Below are 21,897 nucleotides of genomic sequence, written 5' to 3' on the forward strand. Positions count from 1 at the left end.
GCAAGGGCCGGTCACCCGGCCCTCGTTTCGCATCGTCTCGCGCGGGGCCTTACCAGACCACTTCCGCCATCGAGCAGTTCAGGCCCGAGCCGATGCCGAGCAGGGCGATGCGCTTGCCCTTCTTCAGGCGGCCCATCTCCTTGAGCTTGGACAGTACGATGGGCACCGAGGCCGGGCCGATGTTGCCATGCTCGTGGAAGATGGTGAGCACCTTCTTCGGGTCGATGCCGAAGGTCTTGAGGAAGGCCTCGGTGTGGGCGCGCGAGATCTGGTGGATGACGAACTCGTCCATTTCCTCCACCGCCCAGCCCAGCGCCTGCTTGGCAGCGGCGAAGGTGAGCTGGGCCAGCTTGATGCCCTCGATCAGCAGCAGCTTGGTGTCGGTGACCATGCGGTCGAGGTTGCCGCGGCACAGGTGCGACCACTGCGTGGCGGCACGGGTCACCCCGCCCTTGTACTGCGGCGCATCGGGCACCAGTTCGCGGCGCGCCAGCACCATGGCGGCGGCACCGCAGCCCAGGGTGAGGCTGGCGAACTCGTTGCGGAACTCCTCGTGGGTGATGCCCTCGCGGTTGAGCCGCTCGATGGTCTTCTCGTAGACCACGTTGGCATTCTCGGCGTTGACGATCAGGGCGTAGTCCACCTCGCCGCGCTCGATCATCCGGCCGGCGATGTCCATGCCGTTGATGAAGGCGAGGCAGGCATTGGCCACGTCGAAGTTCTGGCAGGTGTCGGGCAGGCCGAGCTGGCCGCTGACGATGCTGGCCACCGAGGGCTCGAGGAAATCGCGCGAGACCGAGGTGTTGATCAGGATGCCGATCTTGCCCGGCTCGATGCCGGCCTCGGCGATCGCCTTGCGCGCCACTTCGGTGGCGGCATCGGCGGTGGGCTTGCCGTCGTCCCAGAGGCGGCGGGCATTGATGCCGGCCACCTCGCGCAGCACGTCGGTCTTGATGCCGAGGCGGTCGAGCGTGGGCTTCAGCCGGCGGTTGATTTCCTCCGACGAGAGCGTGTGCGGCGCGTCGAGATGGGCGAGGCCGGCGATGGAGACGTGCTGGAACAGCATGGGCGTGACCCGAGGGGAACCGAACCCCGGAGTGTACCGCAGGGCCGGCCGCCGCGCCGGGGACGGCCTTCACATGCCCTCAATCCTCGCGCAGCGGCACCACTTCCGCCTCGCCCTCGGGCAGGGCCTCGACCCGGGTGCGGCTGGTGGCCGGGGCGGTGCCGGCCACGGCCCCGCCGCAGCGGTAGGCGGCGAAGCGCTGCTCGCCGTCGCGCGGCTCGCCGAGCGGCTGCACGGTGTCGGCGCCGAGGCCCGGGGCCTCGTTGCGGGCCAGCACCTCGAGCTCGTCGCGCACCTTGAGCTCGCCGCGGCTGATCGGGCCGAGGCGGTCCTTCACCGAGACGGCGATCTCGCCGCGCCGCTCGCAGGAGAGCGGCGTGCCGGCGGCGGCCACGCGCACGGCCTCGCCGCCGGGCTGGATCGGCACGAAGGTGCAGCCGGCGCCGAAGAGGCCGAAGCCGGCGAGCAGGGGCAGGGCGAGCAGGACGGGGCGAGACATGGCGGATCCTCGGGCACACGAACGCCCGGATCATGCCGGGCGTTCGGTAAATGCGGAATGACCCGGCGGCCCGGTGGAGCCGCCGGGCGGGCGCTTCAGCGTGCGGCCGTGCTCTTGGCGGCGGGGGCCACCGGCCTGCCGTCGCTGTCGAGGATGGCCACCTCGCCGAGATCGAGGGCGCGGATCGCCTGTTCGATCTTCGCAAGATCGCCCACCACCACCCAGGTCAGGGCATCGGGGTCGAGGGTGCGGGCGGCGCGGTTCACCGTCGCCGGGTCCAGGGCCTCGATCCGGTCGCGGCGCTGCTGCACCCAGTCGTCCGGCCGCTCGTAGCGCACCATGCCGGCGATCTGGCCGAGTACCGCGTTGGCCGTCTCGAAGGAGCCCGGCAGGCTGCGGATCTCGCTGGCCTGGATCTTCGCCACCTCCTCGGCCGTGGCCGGGGCCTCGCCGCGGGCGTAGGCGGCGATCTCGCGCTGCATCTCCCGGAGGGCCTCGGCGGTCTTGTCGATCTGTACCGGGGCGAAGGCGATCCACGGCCGCTGGCCCTTGGCGCCGGCGGTGAAGCTGTAGGCGCCGTAGGCCCAGTTCTTGTTCTCGCGCAGGTTCATGTTGAGCCGCGAGCTGAACTCACCGCCGAGCACGCCGTTGGCGATGTCGAACTCGATCGCGCCGGGGTCCCGGGTGGAGGGCGCGAGCTGGCCGGCGAGGATGGTGGCCTGGATGGCGCCGGGCTGGTCGACCAGGAACACCCGCGGCTTCCGCGGCAGCGCCACCTCGGTCACTGCCGGCCGCGGCACCGGGCTGGCCGGGGCCTTCCAGTCGCCGAAGTGCTTCTCCAGCAGCGGCAGGATCTCGGTGAGGCTGGTGTCGCCGACGATGACGAGGGTGGCATTGTCCGGGCGGATGAAGTCGGCATGGAAGGCCTTGAGATGCTCGGCCGTGAGGCGGGCGATCGAGTCCTCGGTCCCGGTGCCGGAGAAGGGAATGGCGTAGGGGTGGCCCTCGCCGTACATCAACGGCGGCAGCAGGCGGTTGGCGAGGCTGTTCGGGCGGGCCTTCTCCTGCTGGATCGAGGAGAGCCACTGGGCGCGCACGCGCTCGATGTCCTCGGCCGCAAAGCGCGGACGGCGGATCATGTCGGCGTACAGCGCCAGCGACTCGTCGAGCTTCGAGCCGAGCGCCGAGAGGAAGGCGCTGGCATCGTCCAGCGAGGCGCTGCTGCCGATCTGTGCGCCCAGGGCTTCAGCACGCTCGCCGAAGGCCAGGGCATCGAGCTCGCCGGCGCCCTCGTCGAGCATGCCCATGGTGAAGCTCGAGGTGCCGAGCGGCCGGCCCTGGTCGGCGGCATAGCCGCCCGGGAACAGCATGCTGAACTGCACCACCGGCAGACCGCGGCGCTCGGCCAGCACCACCGGCAGGCCGTTGGAGAGGGTGGCGCGCTGCAGGGCGGGGAAGTCGAGCTCGGGGAAGTGGTCGGGCATCGGCGGGCCCTTGCTGCGGTCCACCGTGCTGGGGGTGGTGCGGTACTTCGGATCCACCTTCGGGATCGGCGGCGAGACGTAGCCCGCGCGTGCGGTGCTGCGGTCGGGCACCACCGCCGGGCGGTCGCCCGGGGTCACGAGCAGGGTGAAGTCACCCTTCGAGAGCCACTCGCGTCCGGTGTCGCGCACCCGCTCCGGGGTGGCCGAGGCGAGCTGGGCCAGCTGCTCGCGGTAGCAGCCCGGGTCGCCGCTGAACACCATGCATTCGGCCAGCACATCGGCCTTGCCGCCAAAGCCGCCGATGCGCTCGATGCCGCGGATGAAGCCGGCCTCGAACACGGTGCGGGCGCGCTCCAGCTCGGCCGCGCTCGGGCCCTCGGCCAGCAGCTTTTCCATCTCCTCCTCGACGATGGCCTCGACCCGGGCCGGATCGACGCCCGGCTTGATGTCGACCTGCACGCCGAACATGCCGCCGAGCTGGCGGCCATAGGCATAGGCGCTCACCCGGTCGGCCAGCCGCTCGCCGAACACCAGGCGGCGGTCGAGGCGCGAGCCGCGGCTGCCGGCCAGCACCTGGGCCAGCAGGCCAAGGTCGCTGACCTCGGGGCTGCCGTGGCCGGGCACGTTCCAGGTGCGGATGAAGCGCGCCTGCGGTACCCGGTCGGTCATCTCGTGGCGGATCGACTCGCTGCGGCGGGCGATGTCGATGGGCGGCTGGGCCATGGTCGGGCCGGCCGGGATGTGGCCGAAGTACTTCGTCACCTTCTCCTTCGCGGTGGCGAGGTCGATGTCGCCGGCCAGCACCAGCACGGCATTGTTCGGGCCGTACCAGGTGGCGAACCAGCGCTTCACGTCCTCGATCGAGGCGGCGTTGAGGTCGGCCATCGAGCCGATGGTGTTCCAGCTGTAGGGATGGCCCTCGGGGTAGCCCTTCTCCGCCAGCACCGTCCACACCCGGCCATAGGGCTGGTTCTCGCCCTGGCGCTTCTCGTTCTGCACCACGCCGCGCTGCTCGTCGAGCAGCGCCTGCGAGATGGCGCCGGCGAAATGGCCCATGCGGTCGGATTCCATCCACAGCGCGAGGTCGAGCGCGGTGGTGGGCACGTTCTGGAAGTAGTTCGTGCGGTCGCTGTTGGTGGTGCCGTTCATGTCGGTGGCGCCCACCTTCTCGAAGGGCCCGAAGTACTCGTCGGGGTAGTTCTCCGAGCCCTGGAACATCAGGTGCTCGAACAGGTGGGCGAAGCCGGTGCGGCCCGGCTCCTCGTCCTTGCTGCCGACGTGGTACCAGACGTTCACCGCCACGATCGGCGCCTTGCGGTCGGTATGCACCACCACCCGCAGGCCATTGGGCAGGGTGAAGGTCTCGTAGGGAATGTGGACCTTCGCCGCGGCCGCGGCGCCGGGCTGGGCGGCCTGGGCCGGGGGGAGGGCAAGGCCCGGCAGGGCGAGGGCAAGGGCGAGGGTCAGCGGGCGCAGCATCGGCATGGTGGGGGTCCTGGGGGGTGGGAAAGCCCCGAGCTTAGCCCGCCCCGGCCATGCCGGCCCCGTGCCGGAGGGCATGGGCCTTGACGTGCACGCCACCCGGCTTCGCGCCATGCTGCGCACATGGAAACCCCTCCCCGCCACTGCCTCGTCACCGGCGCCTCGCGCGGCCTCGGCCTCGAGTTCACCCGCCAGCTGCTGGCCCGCGGCGAGCGGGTCGTGGCCGCCTGCCGCCGGCCGGCCGGGCATCCGGCGCTCACCCGCCTCGCCGCCGAGTACCCGGGCCACCTGCACGTGCTGCCGCTGGAGCTCACCGAGGCCCGCTCGCGTGCCGAGCTGCTGCGCGAGGTGGAGGCGATATGGGGGCGCATCGACCTGCTGCTGAACAATGCCGGCATGCTGGTGTCCGGGGAGCGCTTCGGCAGCCTCGAGGCCAATGCCTTCCGCCAGAGCTTCGAGACCAATGCCCTCGCGCCGCTGCTGCTCGCCGAGGCGGCCCTGCCCCTGCTCGAGCGCGGAGCTTCGCCCTGCGTGGCCTGGCTGAGCTCGCAGCTCGGTTCCATCGCCCGCACCGAGGCCTTCTACACCCCGAGCTACGCGGTCTCGAAGGCGGCCCTGAACATGGCGGCGAAGCTCGCCGCCGTGCCGCTCGGCGAGCGCGGCGTGCGCAGCGTGCTGCTGCATCCGGGCTGGGTGCGCACCGACATGGGCGGTCCTGCCGCGCCGCTCGAGGCTCCCGAGGCGGTGGCCGGCATGCTGAAGGTGATCGATGCCCTGCCGGCCGGCGCCCGCGCGCCTTTCCTCGACTACCGCGGCGAGCCCCTGCCATGGTGAGGCCTTGCCGCCTGCCGGCGGCGCTTGCCGCGCTGTTCCTGCTGCCTTCCGCCCAGGGCGCGCAGCTGAAGGAGGACCGGGGCTTTGCCGTCGATCTCGACAGCGGCCGCCCGCTCTACGAGGAGCAGCACCTGCTCAGGCGCAATGGCGCGGGCCGGCTGGAGGAGCGCCTGGTGCTCTACCGCTGCACCGATGGCACGGCCTTCGCCCGCAAGCAGGTGGATTACCGGGGCTCGGCCAGCGCGCCGGCCTTCCAGTTCGTGGACGCACGCAGCGGCTACCGCGAGGGCCTGCGCCGCGAGGGCGACGTGGCCTCGGTGTTCGTGGTGCGCCCGCAGGCGGAGAAGCGCGAGGCCCCGCTGCCCCCGGGAGAACTGGTGGCCGATGCCGGCTTCGACCAGTGGGTGCGTGCCGCCTGGCCGCGGCTGGCCGGCGGCGAGAGCGTGCCGATGCGCTTTCTCGTGCCCTCGCGGCTCGACAGTTTCGGCTTCCGCGTCGCCGAGGTGCCGGGCGCTGCCGCGGCGGACGGCGCCGCACGCCGCTTCCGCCTGCGCCTGGGCGGCCTGCTCGGCTGGTTCGCCCCGCACATCGACGTGGTGTATGCCGAGGCCGACCGCCGCCTGCTGCGCTTCGAGGGCCTGTCGAACCTGCGCGACGACGCCGGCTTGCGGCCGCTCAAGGTGCGCATCGAGTTCCCGCAGGCACCGCGCCCCGCCGAGCCCGGCGCCTGGGAGCGGCTCGCCGCCGAGCCACTGAAACCCTGCCGGGTGCAGGGCTGAAGGGGATGCTGCACGTCGTCCTCTACCAGCCCGAGATCCCGCCCAACACCGGCAACGCGATCCGGCTCTGCGCCAACACCGGCGCCACCTTGCACCTCGTGCGGCCGCTCGGTTTCGAGATCGACGATGCCCGGCTGCGGCGGGCCGGCCTCGATTACCGCGAATACGCCGAGCTCCGGGTGCACGACAGCCTCGAGGCCTGCCTGGCGGCGCTTCCCGGTGCCCGCTGGTGGGTGGTGGAAACCGGGGAAGGCACCCGCTTCGACCGCGTGGCCTACCGGCCCGGCGACGTGCTGCTGTTCGGCCGCGAGACCTCCGGCCTGCCGCCGGCGGTGCTGGCGCGCTTCGCCGCCTCGCAGCGCATCGTGCTGCCGATGCGGCCCGGGCAGCGCAGCCTGAACCTCTCGAACGCGGTGGCGGTGGCAGTGTTCGAGGCCTGGCGGCAGTTCGGCTATCCGGGGAGCGCGGGCGAATAGGCATCGTGCTTCGTCGCGCCTGCCTTCGCGGCTGGGCATGCCTCGCCGCCACACAAGTGCACCAACGCCTCCGCAACCCGACGCCGGCCTGAATGTTCATTTTTCGTTGGGTTGTCCGCCCCGCCATGCGGTGGTTCCCTGAAAAACGCCACGGCGCCCCGGCCCGTGGCGCCCCCACACAAGAACGAGAACCACACCATGAAGAAGACCCTGATTGCCCTCGCCCTCGCCGCCACCCTGCCGCTCGCCGCCAATGCCGCGGAGCGCAGCTACACCTTCGTCGAAGGCAACTACAACAAGATCGACGGCGCCGCCGACGGCTTCGGCCTGCGCGGCTCGGTCGCCTTCGGCGATTCTGGCTTCTACGGCCTTGGCGAGTACCGCAACTTCTCCGACCGCGGCATCGACCTCGACACCTGGGAGCTCGGCGCTGGCTACGCGCTGAACCTCGGCACCTCGCTCGACCTGATCGCCGAGGCCGCCTACGCCGACTACGACGTGGTCGATGGCCACCGCGTGTCGGTGGGCCTGCGCAACAGCTTCGGCAGCAATGTCGAGGGCCTGCTCAAGGCCAACTACCGCGACATGAGCGGCCGCGTGCTCGGCAACCGCATCAGCGACAACGGCTTCAGCGGCACCGCCGGTCTCCTCGTCAAGTTCAACCCGACCTGGGCGCTGAGCACCGAGGTCGAGTTCGACCGCGGCCCGGAGATCTACACCGTGGGCGTGCGCGCCAGCTTCTGACCGATTCCCTGCGATCGATGGAACGAAGAACGCCCGGCATCGCCGGGCGTTCTTTTTTGCCGCTTCGGGGCCGCGCCGGCCCGGCGGGCCGCCTCAGGCGCGTGGGCGGAACAACTCGTCCGGGTACTCCGGCTTCTGTTCGCGGGCCAGCAGTTCCTTCAGCCCTTCCACCGGGGTGATCTCGCCATGCAGCACGCGCTGCACCTGGCGGCTGATCGGCAGGTCGATGCCATGGGCGTCGGCCTGGCGCATCACTTCGTCGGCGGTCTGCACCGATTCCACCACCTGCCCGATCGCCGCCACCGCCTCCGCGATGGTCTGGCCCTTGCCGAGGGCGAGGCCGAGGCGGCGGTTGCGCGAGAGGTCGCCGGTGCAGGTGAGCACGAGGTCGCCGACGCCGGCGAGGCCCATCAGGGTCTCCGGGCGGGCGCCCAGTGCGGCGCCGAGACGCAGCATCTCGTTCATGCCGCGGGTGATCAGGCCGGCGCGGGCGTTCAGGCCGAGGCCCATGCCGTCGGCCACGCCGGTGGCCACGGCCAGCACGTTCTTCATCGCCCCGCCGAGTTCGGCGCCCAGCATGTCGGTGCCGGTGTAGGCGCGGAAGCCGGGGCCATGCAGCCTGTCGGCCCAGGCCTGGGCGAAGTCGGCATCGTCGGAGTGGACGGTGACCGCCGTGGGCAGGCCCTGCGCCACTTCCTTCGCGAAGGACGGGCCGGTGATCACGGCGAGCGGCACGCCGGGGCCCAGCAGTTCGCCGGCCACCTCGTGCAGGAAGCGCCCGGTGCCGGGCTCGAAGCCCTTGGTGGCCCAGGCCACGCCGCAGCCCGCGGGGCGCAGCGGCGCCAGCCGGCGCAGGGTCTCGGTGAAGGCGTGGCTCGGCGTGACCACCAGCAGCATCGAGGCGCCGCCTACCGCCGAGGCGAAATCGGTGCTGGCGGTGAGTGCCTCGGGAAGCGCCACGCCCGGCAGATAGCGCGGGTTCTCGTGGCGCTGGTTGATCGCCTCGACCTGGGCCGGATCACGGCCCCAGAGCAGGGTGGGGTGGCCCTGCCGCGCCATCTGCGCGGCGAGGGCGGTGCCCCAGGAGCCGGACCCCAGCACCGTCACCGGTGCGTTCGTCGTCATGGCGTGCCCCCGGGGCGTGGCCGCTCAGGCGTTGCCCGCGGCGGGGGCGGCGACGCTGCCGGCCTTCAGCTGCTCGGCGCGGCGGCGCAGGCTCTCGGCGTAGATCGCCTCGAAGTTGATCGGCTGCAGGAAGAAGGGCGGGAAGCCGCCGGCCTGGATCAGGTCGGAGACCAGCTGCCGGGCGTAGGGGAAGAGCACGTTCGGGCAGTAGGTGCCGAGCATGAAGTCGAGGTTGCGCTCGTCGAAGCCGGCGAGGCCGAAGATGCCGGCCTGCTCGAGCTCCACGATGTAGACCGTCTTGTCGCCGAGCTTGCAGGTGAGGTTGATCGAGAGCACCACCTCGTAGATGTCGTCGGCCAGCTTGCCGACCTTCTGGCCGAGGTTGAGGTTGAGGTCGGGGTTGCCCTGCTCGTTGAACACCATCGGGGCGCCCGGCGCCTCGAAGGAGAGGTCCTTCACGTAGATCTTCTGGATGGTGAACTGCGCCTGCGCGGCGATGTCGGCGCCGGCGGCGCTGGTGTTGGTCTCGTCAGACACGGAAGGACTCCAAACGCGGGATGAAAGGAAAACGGCCGGCGATTATCGCACGCGCCAGGAACGGGGGGTGGGGGCGGCCGATGGCCGGGGCAAGGGCCGCCGTGCAGGCCTTCAGCGCCCCCTGGCCACCGGCAGGTCGGCCTGGCGCCAGGCGGCGATGCCACCTTCCAGCACCCAGACCCGGCTGAACCCGGCCTTCTTCAGGAGGCCGGCGGCGGTGCGGGCGCTGATGCCGGCGCGGCAGACCACCACCACCGGGCGTTCCTTGGCCTTGGACAGCACCTTGTGCCGGTCCGGGGCGAGTTCGGCGAGCGGGGCCGAGACCGAGCCGGGGATGTGCGCCTTGGCGAAGTCGGCGGCTGGCGAGACATCCACCAGCAGCGCGTCCTCGCGGTTCATCATCAGCGTGGCCTCGGCCGGGCTGAGGCCGCGGATGCCGGAGAGGCGGTACCGCAGCTCGCTGACGATCAGCGCCACGGTGAGGCCGGCGAAGGCCAGGCTGAGCAGCGGAGTGGACTGGACGAAGGCGGCGAGCTGGTCCCAGGACATCGGGGCCTCGGTGGGGAAGCGCTAAGGGGCGGGCATTATCCGCCGCCCCCGGCCCCGGGGCCAGCCGCGGCGTTCAGCGGGCGGAGCCGAAATCGGGCAGGCCCTCGACCAGCCACCAGCGCCGGGCGCCGGCGTCGTAGCGCCAGGTCTCGCGCACCCGCACCGTGCGCTCGGCCATGGTGTGGCGGTTGACGAGGCCGATCTGCACTTCGCGCACGACCTGCCCGTCCGGCAGGGAGGCATTGGCGACCACGGCATAGCTGGTGACCTGCACCTGGCGCAGGCGCTCGAAGTCGAACTCCGTCATCGGCCGCTGGCGTTTGGTCTCCGGATCGACGGCCTCGTAGGCCACCTCGAAGTTGTTCCAGCGGATCGCCCCCGAGTAGTCGTAGAGGGTGCGGTCCAGCAGCTCCTGCCGGGTGCCGGGGCCGCTCGCGCAGGCGGCCAGCAGCAGGGCGGCGAGGAGGAGGGTGGCGCGGATCGGCAGGGGCATGGGCGGGCCGGGCAGGGACTCGGGGCCCGAGTATGTCAGCGCCGCAGCACGGCGGCATAGCGGCCCTGCAGCCGCGCCGCCACCCGGCCGCCGGCGTCCCGGGCCTCGGCCGTGAGCACGATGCCGCCACGGCCGCGCGCCCGCAGCTTTTCCAGCAGGGCGGAAAAGGCGCTGGCTTCGGGCGGCGGGGCCTCGGCGGCGAGGTCCTCGTACAGTGGGCTTGAGTACTCCAGTTCGCTGTGGGCCACGTACACCTCGGCCTCGATTCCGGTCTGGCGGAGGCGGCTTTCCAGCACGCCCCAGGCGGCCAGCGTGAGCAGGCTGGCGAGGCTGCCACCGAAGGCGCAGCCCTTGTCGTTGACGTTGCGCGCCAGCGGCGCCTCGAGGCGCAGGCCCGCAGCATCGAGCCGGGCGAGGCGGATGCCCATCGCCGCCACTGGCGGCATGGCATCGAGCAGGGATTGCAGGCGGTGGCGTTCGTGGGCGTCGCTCATCGGGCGGGGCGCGGGACAAGGGCGGGAGAGGCGGCCAGAATGCCGGCCGGGGCCGGGGCTGCCGGCCGGGGAGGATGGCATGGCGGGCGGAATCGGTGGGCCCATGGCCTGGGCCTTGCGCCCGGCGGGCGAGCATGCGGCGCTCAGGCGTCTTGCGCGGGCCGCCGGCCTGCGCCTGCGCGCGCTTGCGGTGCAGCGCCTGGTGCCGCTGGCGCGCGGCCCGCGGCGGATGGCCGTCGAGGCGGCCCTGGGCCAGGCCCTGGCCCAGCCCCTGCGGGTGTTCACCAGTCCGGCGGCGGTGCGGTTCGCGGCCGCCAGCGGGATCTGGGCGGCGGCCCGGGCGGCAGGGGGCGGGCTCGATCTCGCCGTCGGCGCGGGCACCGCCGAGGCCCTGCGCCGCGCCGGGGTTGGCGAGGCGCTTTCCCCGGCGCGGATGGACAGCGAGGGCCTGCTCGCCCTGCCGGCGCTCGCCGGCCTGCGCGAGGGGCAGGGCGTGGGCCTGGTCACGGCGCCGGGCGGGCGGGGGCTGATCGCCGCGGCCCTGCGTGGGCGCGGCGCGCGCCTGCAGCTCGCCGAGGTCTATGCCCGCCGGCCGCTGCCGGGGGGCGCCCGCCGCCTGGCCGCCCTGCTCGCCCGCCCGGCGCCGCTGGCGGCGAGCAGCGGCGAGGCCCTGCATGCCCTGCACGCGCTGGTGGTCCGGCGGGGCGAGCCGGCGCGGCAGGCCCTGCTGGCCCGGCCGCTGGTGGTGAGCAGCGCGCGCCTTGCCGCCAGCGCCGCGGCGCTCGGTTTCGCCGAGATACGCCAGGCCACGGGGCCGGATCCCGCGGCGCTCGTGCACGCGCTCCTCGCGGCGGCCGCGGAGGCGGGCCCGTACAATGGCCGCGCGGCAGCAAGCCGCGCCCTGCCGTGATGTCGCCGATGGATCGCCCCGCTTCCCGTCTCTGGCTCCCCCCGCTGCTCCTGCTGCTCGCCGCCGGAGCGGCGGCCTGGTGGTGGACGCTGCGTGGCGAGCCGCCGGAGGCTGCGTCGGCCCCTGCCATCGATCCCGTGGACCAGCGCCTGCTGGCGCTCGAGCAGGCGCTGGCCGGCCTGAGCCGCGGGCAGGCCCGCAGCGAGCAGCGCCTCGCCGACCTCGAGGCGCGTGGCAAGGTGCTGCGCGACGAGCTGCTCGGCCTGGGCCAGCGCCTCGCCCTGCTCGACGAATCGGTGCAGCAGCTGGCGGCGCAGGCTCCGGGGGCCGCGCCGGGGGTGCGCCTGCGCCTCGACGAAGTGGAACTGCTGCTGTCCTTCGCCGAGGCGCGGATCGCGCTGGGCGGCGATGTGGAGGGCGCGCGCCGGGCCTATGAACTCGCCGACGGCCTGCTCTCGGCGCTCACCGCCCCGCAGTATGTGAACCTGCGCCAGAGCCTGGCGCAGGAGCAGGCGGCGCTGGCGGCCCTGCCGCCGGACCCGCGGATCGCCGCGCAGGCCGCGGTGGATGCCGTGGAGCGCGCGCTGCCGGCGCTGGAGGGCATGCCCGCGCTGCGCCCGGCGCCTGCGTCCGCCTCGCCGTTCGAGCGCCTGCTCTCGGCCCTGGTGGACGTGCGCCCGCGCGGCGAGCAGGACCTGCTCGCCCCGGCCGACCGCCAGCGCGGCGAGGCTGCCCTGCGGCTGGAGCTCGCCCTGCTGCGCAGCGCCATCCGTGAGCGGGATGCCGAGGCCGTGGCCGCGGCCAGCGCCCGTGCCGCCGGCTGGATGCGCCGCCTCTACGCCGAGGGGCCGGCCCTGCAGGCCGAGCTCTCACGCCTCGACGGCCTGGCCCGTGCTCCGCTCGGACTCGACCTGCCGGTGCTCGGCAGCACGCTCGCCCAGCTGCGCGCCCAGCGCCGCGCCGGAGGTGAGCCGTGAAGCTCTTCCCGGCCCTGCTGCTGGCCCTGCTGCTGGCCCTGCTGGGCGGCATCGGCTGGCAGGCCCTGCGGGCGCAGGACGGCCTGCTCGTGCTGCACTGGGCCGGGCAGGTGATCACCCTGCGCGCCGAGGTGGCGGCCCTGGCCTGGCTGCTCGTCACCGTCGCCCTGCTGGGCCTGGTGGCCCTGCTGCGCCTGCCCTTCCGCGCCGTGCGCCGCTATTCGCGCCGGCTGGCCCGCGAGCGCCTCGGCAACGGCCTGCTGGCCCTGCAGCAGGGGCGCCCGGAGCGTGCCGAGCACCTGCTGGCGCTGGCCGCCCGGCGCGCCAGCATCGACCGCGTGCCGGCCCTGCTGCATGCCATCGCCGCGGCCCGCGCCGCCGGCCTGCCGGGCCGGGTGCAGGCGCACCGCGAGGCCCTGGCCAAGGCCGATCCGCTCACGGCGGCCCTGGAGCAGAGCGCGGCCTGGCTCGAGGAAGGCCGGGCCATCGAGGCCCTGGCCAGCCTCGACACCGTGGCCGCCCGTACCAGCCTGCCCCCGGCTGGCCTGCTGCTGCGCGCCGAGGCCCTCGCCCGCCTCGGCCGTGCCGACGAGGCCCTGCCGCTGATCGCCCGGCTGAAGGCCGAGCGCGGGGCGCAGGCCGCGACCCTGGCCGGGGTGGAGGCGCGCCTGGCCGAGGCGGCGCTCAGCGACGCCCAGGAGGCCGGCACCCTGCTGATCCGCTGGAAGGGCCTGCCCCCCGCGCTGCGTGCCCAGCCCGGCGTGCTGGTGGCCTTCGCCCGCCGCGCCGCGCGCCTGCATGTCGAGGCGCAGGCGGCGGAAGCGCTGGCCGCCGCCCTCGAGGCCGACTGGAACGAGGCCGTGGTGGCGGCCTTCGGCGAGCTGCCGCCCTTCGAGGGCGACGAGCGCCTGGCCCGGGCCGAAGGCTGGCTGGCGGCCCGCTCCACCTCGCCGGGCCTGCTGCTGGCGCTGGCCCGGCTGTGCCGCCACAAGGGCCTGCCGGGCAAGGCCGAGGCCTATTTCCACCGCGCCATCGCCCAGGGAGCAGGGGCCGAGGCCTGGGAGGGGCTGGGCGAACTCCTGGCCGCCGCCCAGGATGCCCGCGCCGCCATCGCCTTTGCCAATGCCCTGCGCGTCGCCCGGGGCGAACCGCCGCAGGAATTCCCCGGTCGCGGCCTGCGCGAGCGCATCGGCGATGCCGCCGCCGGCGAGGAGCGCGATGCCTTCGGCCATCCGCGCCTGCCCGCCGCCTGAGGCCGCCTGCCATGCCGCTGCCTCCCGTGTTCCGCATCCCCGAGGGCGAGATCGAGGAGCGCTTCGTGCGCGCTTCCGGCCCCGGCGGGCAGAACGTCAACAAGGTGGCCAGCGCCGTCGAGCTGCGTTTCGACGTGCGCGCCTCCAGCCTGCCCGAGGCGGTGCGCGCGCGCCTCCTGGCGCGCCGCGACCGGCGCATGACCGAGGACGGCGTACTGGTGATCCAGGCCCAGCGCTTCCGCACCCAGGAACGCAACCGGGAAGATGCCCGGGCCCGCCTGCAGGCCCTGATCGAGGCCTGCCTCGCCGCGCCGAAGAAGCGCATCGCCACCCGCCCGACCCGGGCCTCCGTCGAGCGCCGTCTCGGCAGCAAGCGCGAGCGCGCGCAGGTGAAGCGCGAGCGCAGCTCGCGGCGCTGGGAACGCGAGCCGTGAACCTCGAATTCGAGCGTCCGCCGCCGGGCGAGGGCATCCCGGCGATCCCCGCGGTGGTGCCGCGCACCCAGGTGGGGCCGTTCTGGCGCCGGCTGTGCTGGTGGTTCTTCTACCGGGTGGGCGGCTGGCGCTTCCGCGGCGAGTTCCCCGACCATCCGCGCCTCGTGATCATCGTCGCCCCGCACTCCTCGGCCTGGGACGCCATCTGGGGGCTGGCGGCCAAGGTGGGCCTGAACCTCGGCATCGTCTTCATGGCCAAGCAGGAGGCCTTCGTCGGCCCGGTGGGCTGGGCCCTGCGCAAGGCCGGCGGCATCGCCGTGGACCGCGCCGCGCCGGGTGGCATCGCCGAGCAGGTGGCCGCCGAGATGCGCGAGCGCGGCCGGATGTGGTTCCTGCTCGCCCCGGAAGGCACGCGGCGGCGGGTGGAGCGCTGGAAGGCCGGGTTCTGGAAGATCGCCCGCGCCGCCGATGCCCCGGTGCTCTGCGTGGCCTTCGACTACCCTTCGAAGACCATCCATCTCGGTCCGGTGCTGGAGTGCAGCGAGGATTTCGAGGCCGACATGGCGCGCATCCGCGAGTGGTACCGGCCCTTCATGGGCAAGAACCGCGGCACCGTCTGAACCGGCGTTGCAGCGGCGGGATGCCCCGTTGCGCCGGCTTCCTTGTCGGGGACGGCGAAGCGTCCCAGCATGCAGCCATGGCAACCGCTCCCGACGCTTTCCGCGCCCCGATCACCACGCCGCGCCGCGTGCTCCGGCTTTCCTCCGGCCTTGCCACCGCCGATGGCGCCGGCGTCAGGCTCACCCGCCTGATCGGCACGCCACAGCAGCCGCCCGTCGATCCTTTCCTGATGCTCGACGCCTTCGGCACCGAGCGCCCGCAGGACTACATCGCCGGCTTCCCCCCGCACCCGCACCGCGGCTTCGAGACCGTGACCTACATGCTGGCCGGGCGCATGCGCCACCGCGACAACCAGGGCGGCGAGGGCCTGCTGGTGCCCGGCAGCGTGCAGTGGATGACCGCCGGCCGCGGCATCGTGCACTCCGAGATGCCCGAGCAGGTCGAGGGCGAGATGCGCGGCTTCCAGCTCTGGGTGAACCTGCCGGCCAGGGACAAGATGCAGGCGCCGCGCTACCAGGACATCGCGCCGGAGCGCCTGCCCGTGCTGCAGCTCGGTGCCGACGGCACGGTGCTCTCGACGGCGCCCGGCGGCGCCACGCTGGAGGTGACCGCGCCGGAGGCGGTCGCCGCGGTGAAAGTCATCGCCGGGGAGTTCGCCGGCATCGAAGGTCCGGTGCAGGCCGTGGCCACGCAGCCGGTGTTCCTCGATTTCCACCTGCGGCCCGGGGCAGCGCTCGCCGTGCCGCTGCCGCCCGGCCACAACGCCTTCGTCCACGTCTTCGGCGGCGCGCTCGTCCTGCCGGCGGGGGTGGGCAAGACCGAGGTGGCGGCCGGCCAGCTCGCCGTGCTCTCCGACGGGGATGGCCTGCCATTGCAGGCCGGTGCGCAGGGGGCGCGGTTGATCCTGGTCGCCGGCCGGCCGATCGGCGAGCCCGTGGCCTGGCATGGGCCTTTCGTGATGAATACCGCCGAGGAGATCCGCCAGGCCATCGCCGACTACCAGGCCGGGCGTTTCTGATCCGACGGAGGGCATGGGCGGCGGTATGTCCCCGCCGCCTTACGCCGGACGATTCGTGGGCCCTCTCCCTGAATCGGCCCCGGTCGCAGATCGGCCGCGGCTGCCCGGCTGCCGCCGCGGCCTGCCCGCATTTCGCCACCGGCCGTCCGGGAGGCCCGGGTGGGACCGGTATGATGGGGCGGCGTGGCCAGCGCGGCCATGCGCCGATGCGCGCCCCCCCCCTTCTCCCCCCGATGAGCGTCATGGACGAGACCCCTGCGCCGGAGACTCCGGCCCCGCGCGATGCCGCGCCCCCCGCCCCCCTGCACCAGCGCCTGTTCGGCGCCTGGCAGCCGCCCGAGTGGCCGCGCCGCATGCTGGCCTGGCTGCGCGCCCGGCCAGGCCCGCGCCTGGGCCTGCCGCTGGCCGGCCTGCTGTTCTTGGCCGTCGGCCTGTGGTGGGGCCTGCGCGAGGTACCGCCCCCGCCCGATGCCATCGGCAGCCGGCTGGAGCCCCCCGCCGCCACCGATTACGCCGCCACGCCGCCCCGGGTCTCGCCGCTGCGCCTGCGTTTCGATGCCGCGGTCGCGCCCCTCGAGGCGGTGGGCGAGGCCGGCAGCACCGGCCGGCCCGTCGAGGGCCTGCAGCTGCGCCCGGCGATCGCCGGGCGCTGGGAGTACGAGGATGACCGCACCCTGCGCTTCAGCCCCGCCGAGGACTGGCCGGTAGGCCAGACGGTGACGGTGGAGCTGGACCAGGACCGGGCCCTGGCGCCGGGCCGGGTGCTGGCCCAGCAGCGCTGGCGCTTCGAGACACCGGGCTTCACCGTGGGCCTGCTCGGCGCCGAGTTCCACCAGGACCCCGAGGATCCGCGACTCAAGCGGGCGGTATGGGAGCTGGGCTTCTCGCACCCGGTGGACGGCGCCGGCCTGCGTTCCGCCCTGCAGGTGGAGATGACGGATGGTGCCGGGCGCCGGCTCGCCGCTCCGGCCCTCGACCTGCGCCTCGACGAGGCCGGCCTGCGCGCCTGGGTGCAGACCGCCCCGCTCTCGGTGCCGGAAAACGGCGGCCAGGTGCGGTTGCAGGTGGCTTCCGGCCTGAAGAGCCGCCTGCCGGGCCCGGGCCGCAGCCTGGCCGTGCAGGGCCGGGTGGTGCTGCCGGACCTCTACAGCGTGGCCGTTTCCGAGCTCGAGGCCCTGGTGGTGGACGACGAGCGTGGCGAGCCGCGGCAGGTTCTGCATCTTGCCTTCAACGAGCGCCTGCTCGACCGCGAGGTGGCGGGGCGCCTCAAGGCCTGGCTGCTGCCGGAAGGCTTCGTGCCCGGCCCGAACCGCCCGGCCAGGGCCGATGATGCCGGCCAGCGCCGCGTGCCTTATCCTTGGCAGCCGGGCGAGGTGGATGCGGCGGTGCTCGCCGCCGCCACGCCGCTCGCCCTCGAGGCCCTGCCCGGCGAGCGCGAGTGGAACGAGACCCACAGCTTCCGTTTTCAGGCCCCGCCGGGGCGCCGCCTGTGGGTGGAACTGCCGCGCGGCCTGAAGAGCTTCGGCGGCTTCGTGCTCGGCGAACCCCAGCGCCGGCTGCTGGTGGTGCCGGAATACCCGAAGCTCCTGCGTTTCGTGGGCGAGGGCTCGCTGCTCTCGCTGCGCGGCGAGCGCCGGGTCAGCCTGGTGGCGCGCAACCATGCTTGGGCGCGGCTGGAGATCGGCCGCGTACTGCCCGAGCAGCTGGCGCTGCTGGTGGCCGGCAACTTCGGCAGTTTCCAGCAGCCGAGCCTGTGGCGGGTGGGTGAGGATGCCCTGGTGGAGCGCTTCGAGGAGGTGCTCGCCCTGCCCGTGGGCGACCCTGCCCGGCCGCAGTACCGGGGCGTGGATCTCGGCGAGTACTTCGCCCAGCGCCGCGGGGTCTTCCTGCTCTCGCTGCGCTCGCTGGGCGAGGACGAGGCCGGGCTCGCGCCGCGCGAGCGCCTCGACCGCAATGCCGGCCAGGTGCAGGACAGCCGGCTGGTGGTGCTGAGCGATCTTGGCGTGCTGTCCAAGCAGGAACTCGACGGCAGCCGCAAGGTCTTCGTGCAGCGCTTCTCCGATGGCCGGCCGGTGCCGGGGGCGCGGGTGGCGGTGGTGGCGCGGAATGGCCAGGTGGTGGTGGCGGCCAGCACCGATGCCGAGGGCGTGGCCACGCTGCCCTCGCTGGCACCCTTCGTGCGCGAGCGGGCCCCGGTGCTGCTGCAGGTGACGAGCGGCGAGGACCTGAGCTTCCTGCCCCTCGACGACTGGGCGCGTCGCCTCGATACCTCGCGCTTCGACGTGGGTGGCGAGGTGAACCAGGCCGATCCCGGCGCCCTGCGTGCCGTGCTGTTCTCCGACCGCGGCCTGTACCGTCCTGGCGAGACCGTGCACCTCGGCCTGCTGCTGCGGGCGCAGGAATGGTCGCGCACGCCGGTGGGCGTGCCGCTGGAGCTCGACATCACCGATCCTGCCGGCGCCCTGGTGCGGCGCGAGACGGTGCGCTTTGGCGAGGCGGGATTCGAGGGTGTCGATTTCACCCCGCCGGAGAACGGACCCTCCGGAACCTGGACGGCCCAGCTCTACCTCAAGGGCAGTGATGCCCGGGAGCGCCGCCTGGTCGGCAGTACCACGGTGCAGGTACGCGAGTTCCAGCCCGATACCCTGCGGGTGAAGCTCGCCCTCTCGGCGCCGGCCGCCGCCGGCTGGGCACGGCCCGAGGGACTGAAGGCCGAGGTGGCGGTGGAGAACCTGTTCGGCACCCCGGCCCAGGACCGCCGGGTCAGCGGCCGGCTGCGCCTCACCCCCACCGTGCCGGCCTTCCCGGGCTGGCCCGGCTTCCGCTTCCATGCCCTGCACCAGGGCGCCGAGGGCCTCGAGGTCGATCTCGAGGACCTGCGCACCGATGCCGGGGGGCGGGCCGTGTTCCCGCTCGGCCTCGAGCAGTACGAGCGCACCAGCTACCGCATGGACCTGCTGGTGCGTGCCTTCGAGCCGGGCAGCGGCCGCGGCGTGGCCGCCACCCTGCGCAGCCTGGTCTCCGACCAGCCCTTCCTCGTGGGCCTGAAGCCGGACGAGGGCCTGCACCACGTGAAGCGCGGCGCCCGTGCCCAGGTGGCGGTGCTGGCCCTGGGGCCGGATGGCCGGCCACGGGCGGTGGATGGCCTGCAGGCGGTGCGGATCGAGAAGCGCATGGTCTCGGTGCTCACCCAGGGCGAGGATGGCCTGCGCCGCTTCGTCTCGCGCGAGCGCCGCGAGGAGCGCGGGCGCCAGCCGCTCAGCCTGGGGGCGGCGCCCATGACGCTCGGCCTCGCCACCGACACCCCGGGCGACTTCGAGCTGGAGATCCAGGATGCCGATGGCCGGGTGCTCAACCGCCAGGCCTGGACCGTGGTCGGCGAGGCCAACCTGAGCCGCTCGCTGGAGCGCGATGCCGAACTGCAGCTCTCGCTCGACAGGCCGGCCTACGCCCCGGGCGAGGAGATCGAGGTCGCGATCCGCGCCCCGTATGCCGGCGCCGGCCTGATCACGATCGAGCGCGACCGGGTGTATGCCCACCGCTGGTTCAAGGTGGATACCACCAGCACGGTGCAGCGCATCCGCGTGCCGGAAGGGCTCGAGGGCAATGCCTACGTGGGCGTGAGTTTCCTGCGCGATCCGGAGAGCGAGGCCATCCACTTGAGTCCGCTGTCCTGGGGGCTTGCACCCTTCGCCATCGACCGCGGCGCCCGCCAGCTCGCCCTCGGCCTCGAGGCCCCGGCCCGCGCCCGCCCGGGCCAGCCGCTGGCCCTGCGGGTGACCAGCCCCGGCAAGGCGCGGGTGGCGGTGTTCGCGGTGGACGAGGGCATCCTGCAGGTGGCCGGCTACCGGGTCGGCGATCCGCTCGACCAGTTCCTCGCCAAGCGCATGCACCAGGTCGAGAGCCAGCAGATCCTCGACCTGCTGCTGCCGGAGTTCAGCCGCATCCTCGCCGCGGCCGCCCCGGGCGGCGATGGCGAGGCCGCCGGAGCGCGCCATCTCAATCCCTTCAAGCGCCGCGGCGAGGCGCCGGCGGTGTGGTGGTCGGGCGTGGTGGACTTCGAAGGCGAGCGCCGCTTCGAGTTCACGCCTCCCGACCATTTCAATGGCGAACTGCGGCTGGTGGCGGTGGCGGCCACGCCGGAACGGATGGCCCTGCGCGAGGCCAGGACCACGGTGCGCGGTGATTTCGTGCTCACCCCCAGCCTGCCGACCCATGTCGCGCCCGGCGATGTCTTCGAGCTGCCGGTGGGCCTTGCCAACACCGTCGAGGGCGCGCAAGGACCGCTGGAAGTGGCGCTGCAGCTGGCCCTGCCGGAGGGCCTGGCGCTGGAGGGCGCGGCGCCGGCGCCGGTGCGCCTCGCCCCCGGCGAAGAGACCGTGCTGCGCCTCCGGCTCAGGGCGGGCGACACCCCGGGGGCGCGGACGATCGGCCTGAGCGCCCGCAGTGGCCGCTTCTCGGCGCAGCGCCGGCTCTCGCTCTCGGTGCGGCCTGCCCAGCCTTCGCTGGCCACGCTGCGGGTGCAGGCGGTGGCGAAGGAAACGCCGCTGGCCGGCCTGCGGGCGATGCACGAGGCCGAGAGCGAGCGCCGGTTCGCCGCCTCCACCTCGCCGCTGGTGGCGATCGACGGGCTGTCCGCCTGGCTTGGCGGCTACCGCTACACCTGCACCGAGCAGCTCGCCAGCAAGGCCCTGCCGGCCCTGGTGCTGCACTCGCGCCCGGGCCTTGGCCGGCTCTCCGGCGATACCGCGTTCTTGGGCCTGCTCGATGCCCTGCGCGCGCGCCAGAACGGCGAGGGCGGCTTCGGCACCTGGACCTCGAGCCCGGAAGTGGATCCCTTCGTCTCGGCCTATGCCACCCTGGTGCTGGTGGAAGCCCGCGAGCGCGGCGTGGCGGTGCCGGGCGACCTCCTGGAGCGGGCCGGCCAGTGGCTGCGGCAGGCCGCGCAGGACCCGCAGCGCACCGACCTGCCGGGACTGCGTGCCCGGGCCCTGGCGGTGTACCTGCAGGTGCGCCAGGGCGAGGCCGCCGGCAATGCGCTCGCCAGCCTGGTCGAGCAGCTCGAGCGCGACCAGCCCAGGGCCTGGCGCGAGGACCTCGCCGGCCTGCTGGTGGCGGCGAGCTATCAGGGCCTGCAGCAGGCGGCGGCGGCCGAGCCGCTGGCGCGCCGCGCCCGCGAGCTGGCCAATGCCGCGGCAGCCCCCGCCGCCGCGGCGCAGCCCGGCGACGATTACCACGACCCGCTGAGCGCCCAGGCCTGGCGCCTCTACCTGCTGGGACGGCATTTCCCGGCCCAGGCCCGCCAGCTCGCGCCGGCCGCGGTGGAGCGCCTGCTCGACGGCATCGGCCGCGGCATGCCGAGCAGCCTGGGCGCGGCCCTCGCCGTGCTGGCCCTCGATGCCCTGGGGGGCGAGCCGACCGCCCCGGTGAGCGTGGAGCAGGTCTGGCCGGGTGGACGGGCGCCCTTCGGCGAGGTGCGCGACGGGGTGCTGGCCGGCCAGTTCCGCGCCGATGCACAGCAGTTGCGGGTGCGGCCGCAGGACGGGGCCCGGGTCTGGGTGGCGCTGAGCGAGCGCGGGTTCGACCGCCAGCCACCGCCGGCCGTGCAGGACCGCGGCCTCGAGGTGCAGCGCGACTTCCTCGATGCCGAGGGGCGGCCCACCACCTCGGTGGTGCAGGGCGGCGAGCTGGTGGTGCGGCTCAGGCTGCGGGGCCGCGGCTGGAACCAGGTGGCCCTGCTCGACCTGCTGCCGGGCGGCTTCGAGCCGGTGCTGGCGCCGCCGCCGGAGGCGACCATGCCACTGGAGGCCGATGGGGAGGGCGATGCCGGCGGGGAAGACACCGACGGCGGCATGCCGGGCGCCCCGCCGGCCCCGGTGCTGGCCCTGCCGGGCTCGAGCTGGCAGCCCGACCACGAGGAAATCCGCGAAGACCGGGTGGTGCTCTACGGCGCGGCGCGGCCGGAACTGGCCGAATACCGCTACCGCATCCGCGCCACCGCCGTGGGGCGTTTCCAGGTGCCGCCGGTATTCGCCGAGCACCTCTACCAGCCGGAGGTGATCGCCCGCGGCGGTCCGGCCGGCACGCTCACCGTGACGGAGCCGGAGCGGTGAGCCGGCGCT

The 21,897-nt window shown here is 73.9% G+C and carries 18 protein-coding genes and 1 pseudogene; 11 read left to right on the plus strand and 8 right to left on the minus strand.

Going from position 1 to position 21,897, the window contains the following annotated elements:
- Positions 1 to 49: 49 nt before the first annotated feature.
- The 3 genes and pseudogenes from G408_RS0110755 to G408_RS0110765 all read right to left on the minus strand — a co-directional run bounded on the left by G408_RS0110755 (position 50) and on the right by G408_RS0110765 (position 4,534).
- A complete protein-coding gene (locus G408_RS0110755) occupies positions 50 to 1,066 on the minus strand; it encodes a 3-oxoacyl-ACP synthase III (protein ID WP_028771085.1) in 1,017 nt (338 codons plus the stop codon).
- A 172-nt stretch (positions 1,067 to 1,238) separates the two neighbouring features.
- Positions 1,239 to 1,565: pseudogene (locus G408_RS0110760) on the minus strand (DUF4156 domain-containing protein); the annotation flags it as partial.
- Positions 1,566 to 1,660: 95 nt separating this feature from the next.
- Complete coding sequence (locus tag G408_RS0110765; RefSeq protein ID WP_028771087.1) at positions 1,661 to 4,534, minus strand: M16 family metallopeptidase; 2,874 nt, start codon at positions 4,532 to 4,534, stop codon at positions 1,661 to 1,663.
- A 120-nt stretch (positions 4,535 to 4,654) separates the two neighbouring features.
- Between G408_RS0110765 and G408_RS0110770 the strand changes: the two genes are divergently transcribed.
- The 4 genes from G408_RS0110770 (at position 4,655) to G408_RS0110785 (ending at position 7,364) form a co-directional block, all read left to right on the plus strand.
- On the plus strand, positions 4,655 to 5,365 hold the full coding sequence (locus G408_RS0110770; RefSeq protein ID WP_028771088.1) for an SDR family oxidoreductase: 711 nt from the start codon (positions 4,655 to 4,657) through the stop codon (positions 5,363 to 5,365).
- Positions 5,362 to 6,144, plus strand: coding sequence for a hypothetical protein (locus G408_RS14410; RefSeq protein ID WP_156890130.1), 783 nt, complete (start codon positions 5,362 to 5,364; stop codon positions 6,142 to 6,144). The genes G408_RS0110770 and G408_RS14410 overlap by 4 nt, the downstream gene beginning before the upstream one ends.
- 5 nt (positions 6,145 to 6,149) lie before the next feature.
- The gene (locus tag G408_RS0110780; RefSeq protein ID WP_028771089.1) at positions 6,150 to 6,620 is read left to right on the plus strand and encodes a tRNA (cytidine(34)-2'-O)-methyltransferase; all 471 of its coding nucleotides are present in this window, start codon (positions 6,150 to 6,152) and stop codon (positions 6,618 to 6,620) included.
- 198 nt (positions 6,621 to 6,818) lie between these two features.
- The gene (locus G408_RS0110785; RefSeq protein WP_156890131.1) at positions 6,819 to 7,364 is read left to right on the plus strand and encodes a hypothetical protein; all 546 of its coding nucleotides are present in this window, start codon (positions 6,819 to 6,821) and stop codon (positions 7,362 to 7,364) included.
- 93 nt (positions 7,365 to 7,457) lie between these two features.
- Here the strand turns inward: G408_RS0110785 and G408_RS0110790 are convergent, their stop codons facing one another.
- From G408_RS0110790 to G408_RS0110810, 5 genes are all read right to left on the minus strand, one after another.
- Positions 7,458 to 8,489, minus strand: coding sequence for an NAD(P)H-dependent glycerol-3-phosphate dehydrogenase (locus tag G408_RS0110790; protein ID WP_028771091.1), 1,032 nt, complete (start codon positions 8,487 to 8,489; stop codon positions 7,458 to 7,460).
- A 24-nt stretch (positions 8,490 to 8,513) separates the two neighbouring features.
- Positions 8,514 to 9,026 carry a protein-export chaperone SecB gene (gene secB, locus G408_RS0110795; RefSeq protein ID WP_028771092.1) on the minus strand — a complete coding sequence of 171 codons (513 nt, stop codon included), beginning with the start codon at positions 9,024 to 9,026 and terminating at the stop codon, positions 8,514 to 8,516.
- 111 nt (positions 9,027 to 9,137) lie between these two features.
- On the minus strand, positions 9,138 to 9,575 hold the full coding sequence (locus tag G408_RS0110800) for a rhodanese-like domain-containing protein (protein ID WP_028771093.1): 438 nt from the start codon (positions 9,573 to 9,575) through the stop codon (positions 9,138 to 9,140).
- A gap of 73 nt (positions 9,576 to 9,648) precedes the next feature.
- Positions 9,649 to 10,068: a hypothetical protein gene (locus G408_RS0110805; RefSeq protein ID WP_028771094.1), complete on the minus strand. Its 420-nt coding sequence runs from the start codon at positions 10,066 to 10,068 to the stop codon at positions 9,649 to 9,651.
- A gap of 35 nt (positions 10,069 to 10,103) precedes the next feature.
- A complete protein-coding gene (locus G408_RS0110810; protein WP_037412941.1) occupies positions 10,104 to 10,562 on the minus strand; it encodes a YiiD C-terminal domain-containing protein in 459 nt (152 codons plus the stop codon).
- Between the two features lie 103 nt (positions 10,563 to 10,665).
- Here G408_RS0110810 and G408_RS14415 point away from each other — a divergent pair, with 103 nt between their 5' ends.
- The 7 genes from G408_RS14415 (at position 10,666) to G408_RS14420 (ending at position 21,888) form a co-directional block, all read left to right on the plus strand.
- Positions 10,666 to 11,472 (plus strand): uroporphyrinogen-III synthase, encoded by an 807-nt coding sequence (locus G408_RS14415; protein ID WP_245584302.1) that lies wholly within the window; start codon positions 10,666 to 10,668, stop codon positions 11,470 to 11,472.
- Positions 11,472 to 12,449 carry a uroporphyrinogen-III C-methyltransferase gene (locus G408_RS0110820; protein WP_028771096.1) on the plus strand — a complete coding sequence of 326 codons (978 nt, stop codon included), beginning with the start codon at positions 11,472 to 11,474 and terminating at the stop codon, positions 12,447 to 12,449. Before G408_RS14415 ends, G408_RS0110820 begins: the two co-directional genes overlap by 1 nt.
- Positions 12,446 to 13,702 carry a heme biosynthesis protein HemY gene (locus tag G408_RS0110825; protein ID WP_028771097.1) on the plus strand — a complete coding sequence of 419 codons (1,257 nt, stop codon included), beginning with the start codon at positions 12,446 to 12,448 and terminating at the stop codon, positions 13,700 to 13,702. Before G408_RS0110820 ends, G408_RS0110825 begins: the two co-directional genes overlap by 4 nt.
- 11 nt (positions 13,703 to 13,713) lie before the next feature.
- On the plus strand, positions 13,714 to 14,136 hold the full coding sequence (gene arfB, locus G408_RS0110830) for an alternative ribosome rescue aminoacyl-tRNA hydrolase ArfB (RefSeq protein ID WP_028771098.1): 423 nt from the start codon (positions 13,714 to 13,716) through the stop codon (positions 14,134 to 14,136).
- A complete protein-coding gene (locus G408_RS0110835) occupies positions 14,133 to 14,756 on the plus strand; it encodes a 1-acyl-sn-glycerol-3-phosphate acyltransferase (protein WP_245584303.1) in 624 nt (207 codons plus the stop codon). The genes arfB and G408_RS0110835 overlap by 4 nt, the downstream gene beginning before the upstream one ends.
- Positions 14,757 to 14,833: 77 nt before the next feature.
- Positions 14,834 to 15,775, plus strand: coding sequence for a pirin family protein (locus G408_RS0110840; RefSeq protein WP_051282907.1), 942 nt, complete (start codon positions 14,834 to 14,836; stop codon positions 15,773 to 15,775).
- 242 nt (positions 15,776 to 16,017) lie between these two features.
- Positions 16,018 to 21,888, plus strand: coding sequence for an alpha-2-macroglobulin (locus G408_RS14420; RefSeq protein ID WP_051282908.1), 5,871 nt, complete (start codon positions 16,018 to 16,020; stop codon positions 21,886 to 21,888).
- The last annotated feature ends 9 nt before the right edge of the window (positions 21,889 to 21,897 follow it).

This window comes from Silanimonas lenta DSM 16282 (genome assembly GCF_000429065.1).
In the GTDB taxonomy this organism is placed as follows: Bacteria; Pseudomonadota; Gammaproteobacteria; order Xanthomonadales; family Xanthomonadaceae; genus Silanimonas; species Silanimonas lenta.

What these genes read in the sequence shown, in the direction of transcription:
- G408_RS0110800 (WP_028771093.1), bottom strand. Translation starts at nt 9,575, where the DNA reads ATGTCCTGGGACCAGCTCGCCGCCTTCGTCCAGTCCACTCCGCTGCTC.
- G408_RS14420 (WP_051282908.1), top strand. Translation starts at nt 16,018, where the DNA reads ATGGACGAGACCCCTGCGCCGGAGACTCCGGCCCCGCGCGATGCCGCG.
- G408_RS0110755 (WP_028771085.1), bottom strand. Translation starts at nt 1,066, where the DNA reads ATGCTGTTCCAGCACGTCTCCATCGCCGGCCTCGCCCATCTCGACGCG.
- G408_RS0110765 (WP_028771087.1), bottom strand. Translation starts at nt 4,534, where the DNA reads ATGCCGATGCTGCGCCCGCTGACCCTCGCCCTTGCCCTCGCCCTGCCG.
- G408_RS0110785 (WP_156890131.1), top strand. Translation starts at nt 6,819, where the DNA reads ATGAAGAAGACCCTGATTGCCCTCGCCCTCGCCGCCACCCTGCCGCTC.
- G408_RS0110840 (WP_051282907.1), top strand. Translation starts at nt 14,834, where the DNA reads ATGGCAACCGCTCCCGACGCTTTCCGCGCCCCGATCACCACGCCGCGC.
- G408_RS0110820 (WP_028771096.1), top strand. Translation starts at nt 11,472, where the DNA reads ATGTCGCCGATGGATCGCCCCGCTTCCCGTCTCTGGCTCCCCCCGCTG.
- arfB (WP_028771098.1), top strand. Translation starts at nt 13,714, where the DNA reads ATGCCGCTGCCTCCCGTGTTCCGCATCCCCGAGGGCGAGATCGAGGAG.
- G408_RS0110790 (WP_028771091.1), bottom strand. Translation starts at nt 8,489, where the DNA reads ATGACGACGAACGCACCGGTGACGGTGCTGGGGTCCGGCTCCTGGGGC.
- G408_RS0110805 (WP_028771094.1), bottom strand. Translation starts at nt 10,068, where the DNA reads ATGCCCCTGCCGATCCGCGCCACCCTCCTCCTCGCCGCCCTGCTGCTG.
- G408_RS0110810 (WP_037412941.1), bottom strand. Translation starts at nt 10,562, where the DNA reads ATGAGCGACGCCCACGAACGCCACCGCCTGCAATCCCTGCTCGATGCC.
- G408_RS14415 (WP_245584302.1), top strand. Translation starts at nt 10,666, where the DNA reads ATGGCCTGGGCCTTGCGCCCGGCGGGCGAGCATGCGGCGCTCAGGCGT.
- G408_RS0110770 (WP_028771088.1), top strand. Translation starts at nt 4,655, where the DNA reads ATGGAAACCCCTCCCCGCCACTGCCTCGTCACCGGCGCCTCGCGCGGC.
- G408_RS0110780 (WP_028771089.1), top strand. Translation starts at nt 6,150, where the DNA reads ATGCTGCACGTCGTCCTCTACCAGCCCGAGATCCCGCCCAACACCGGC.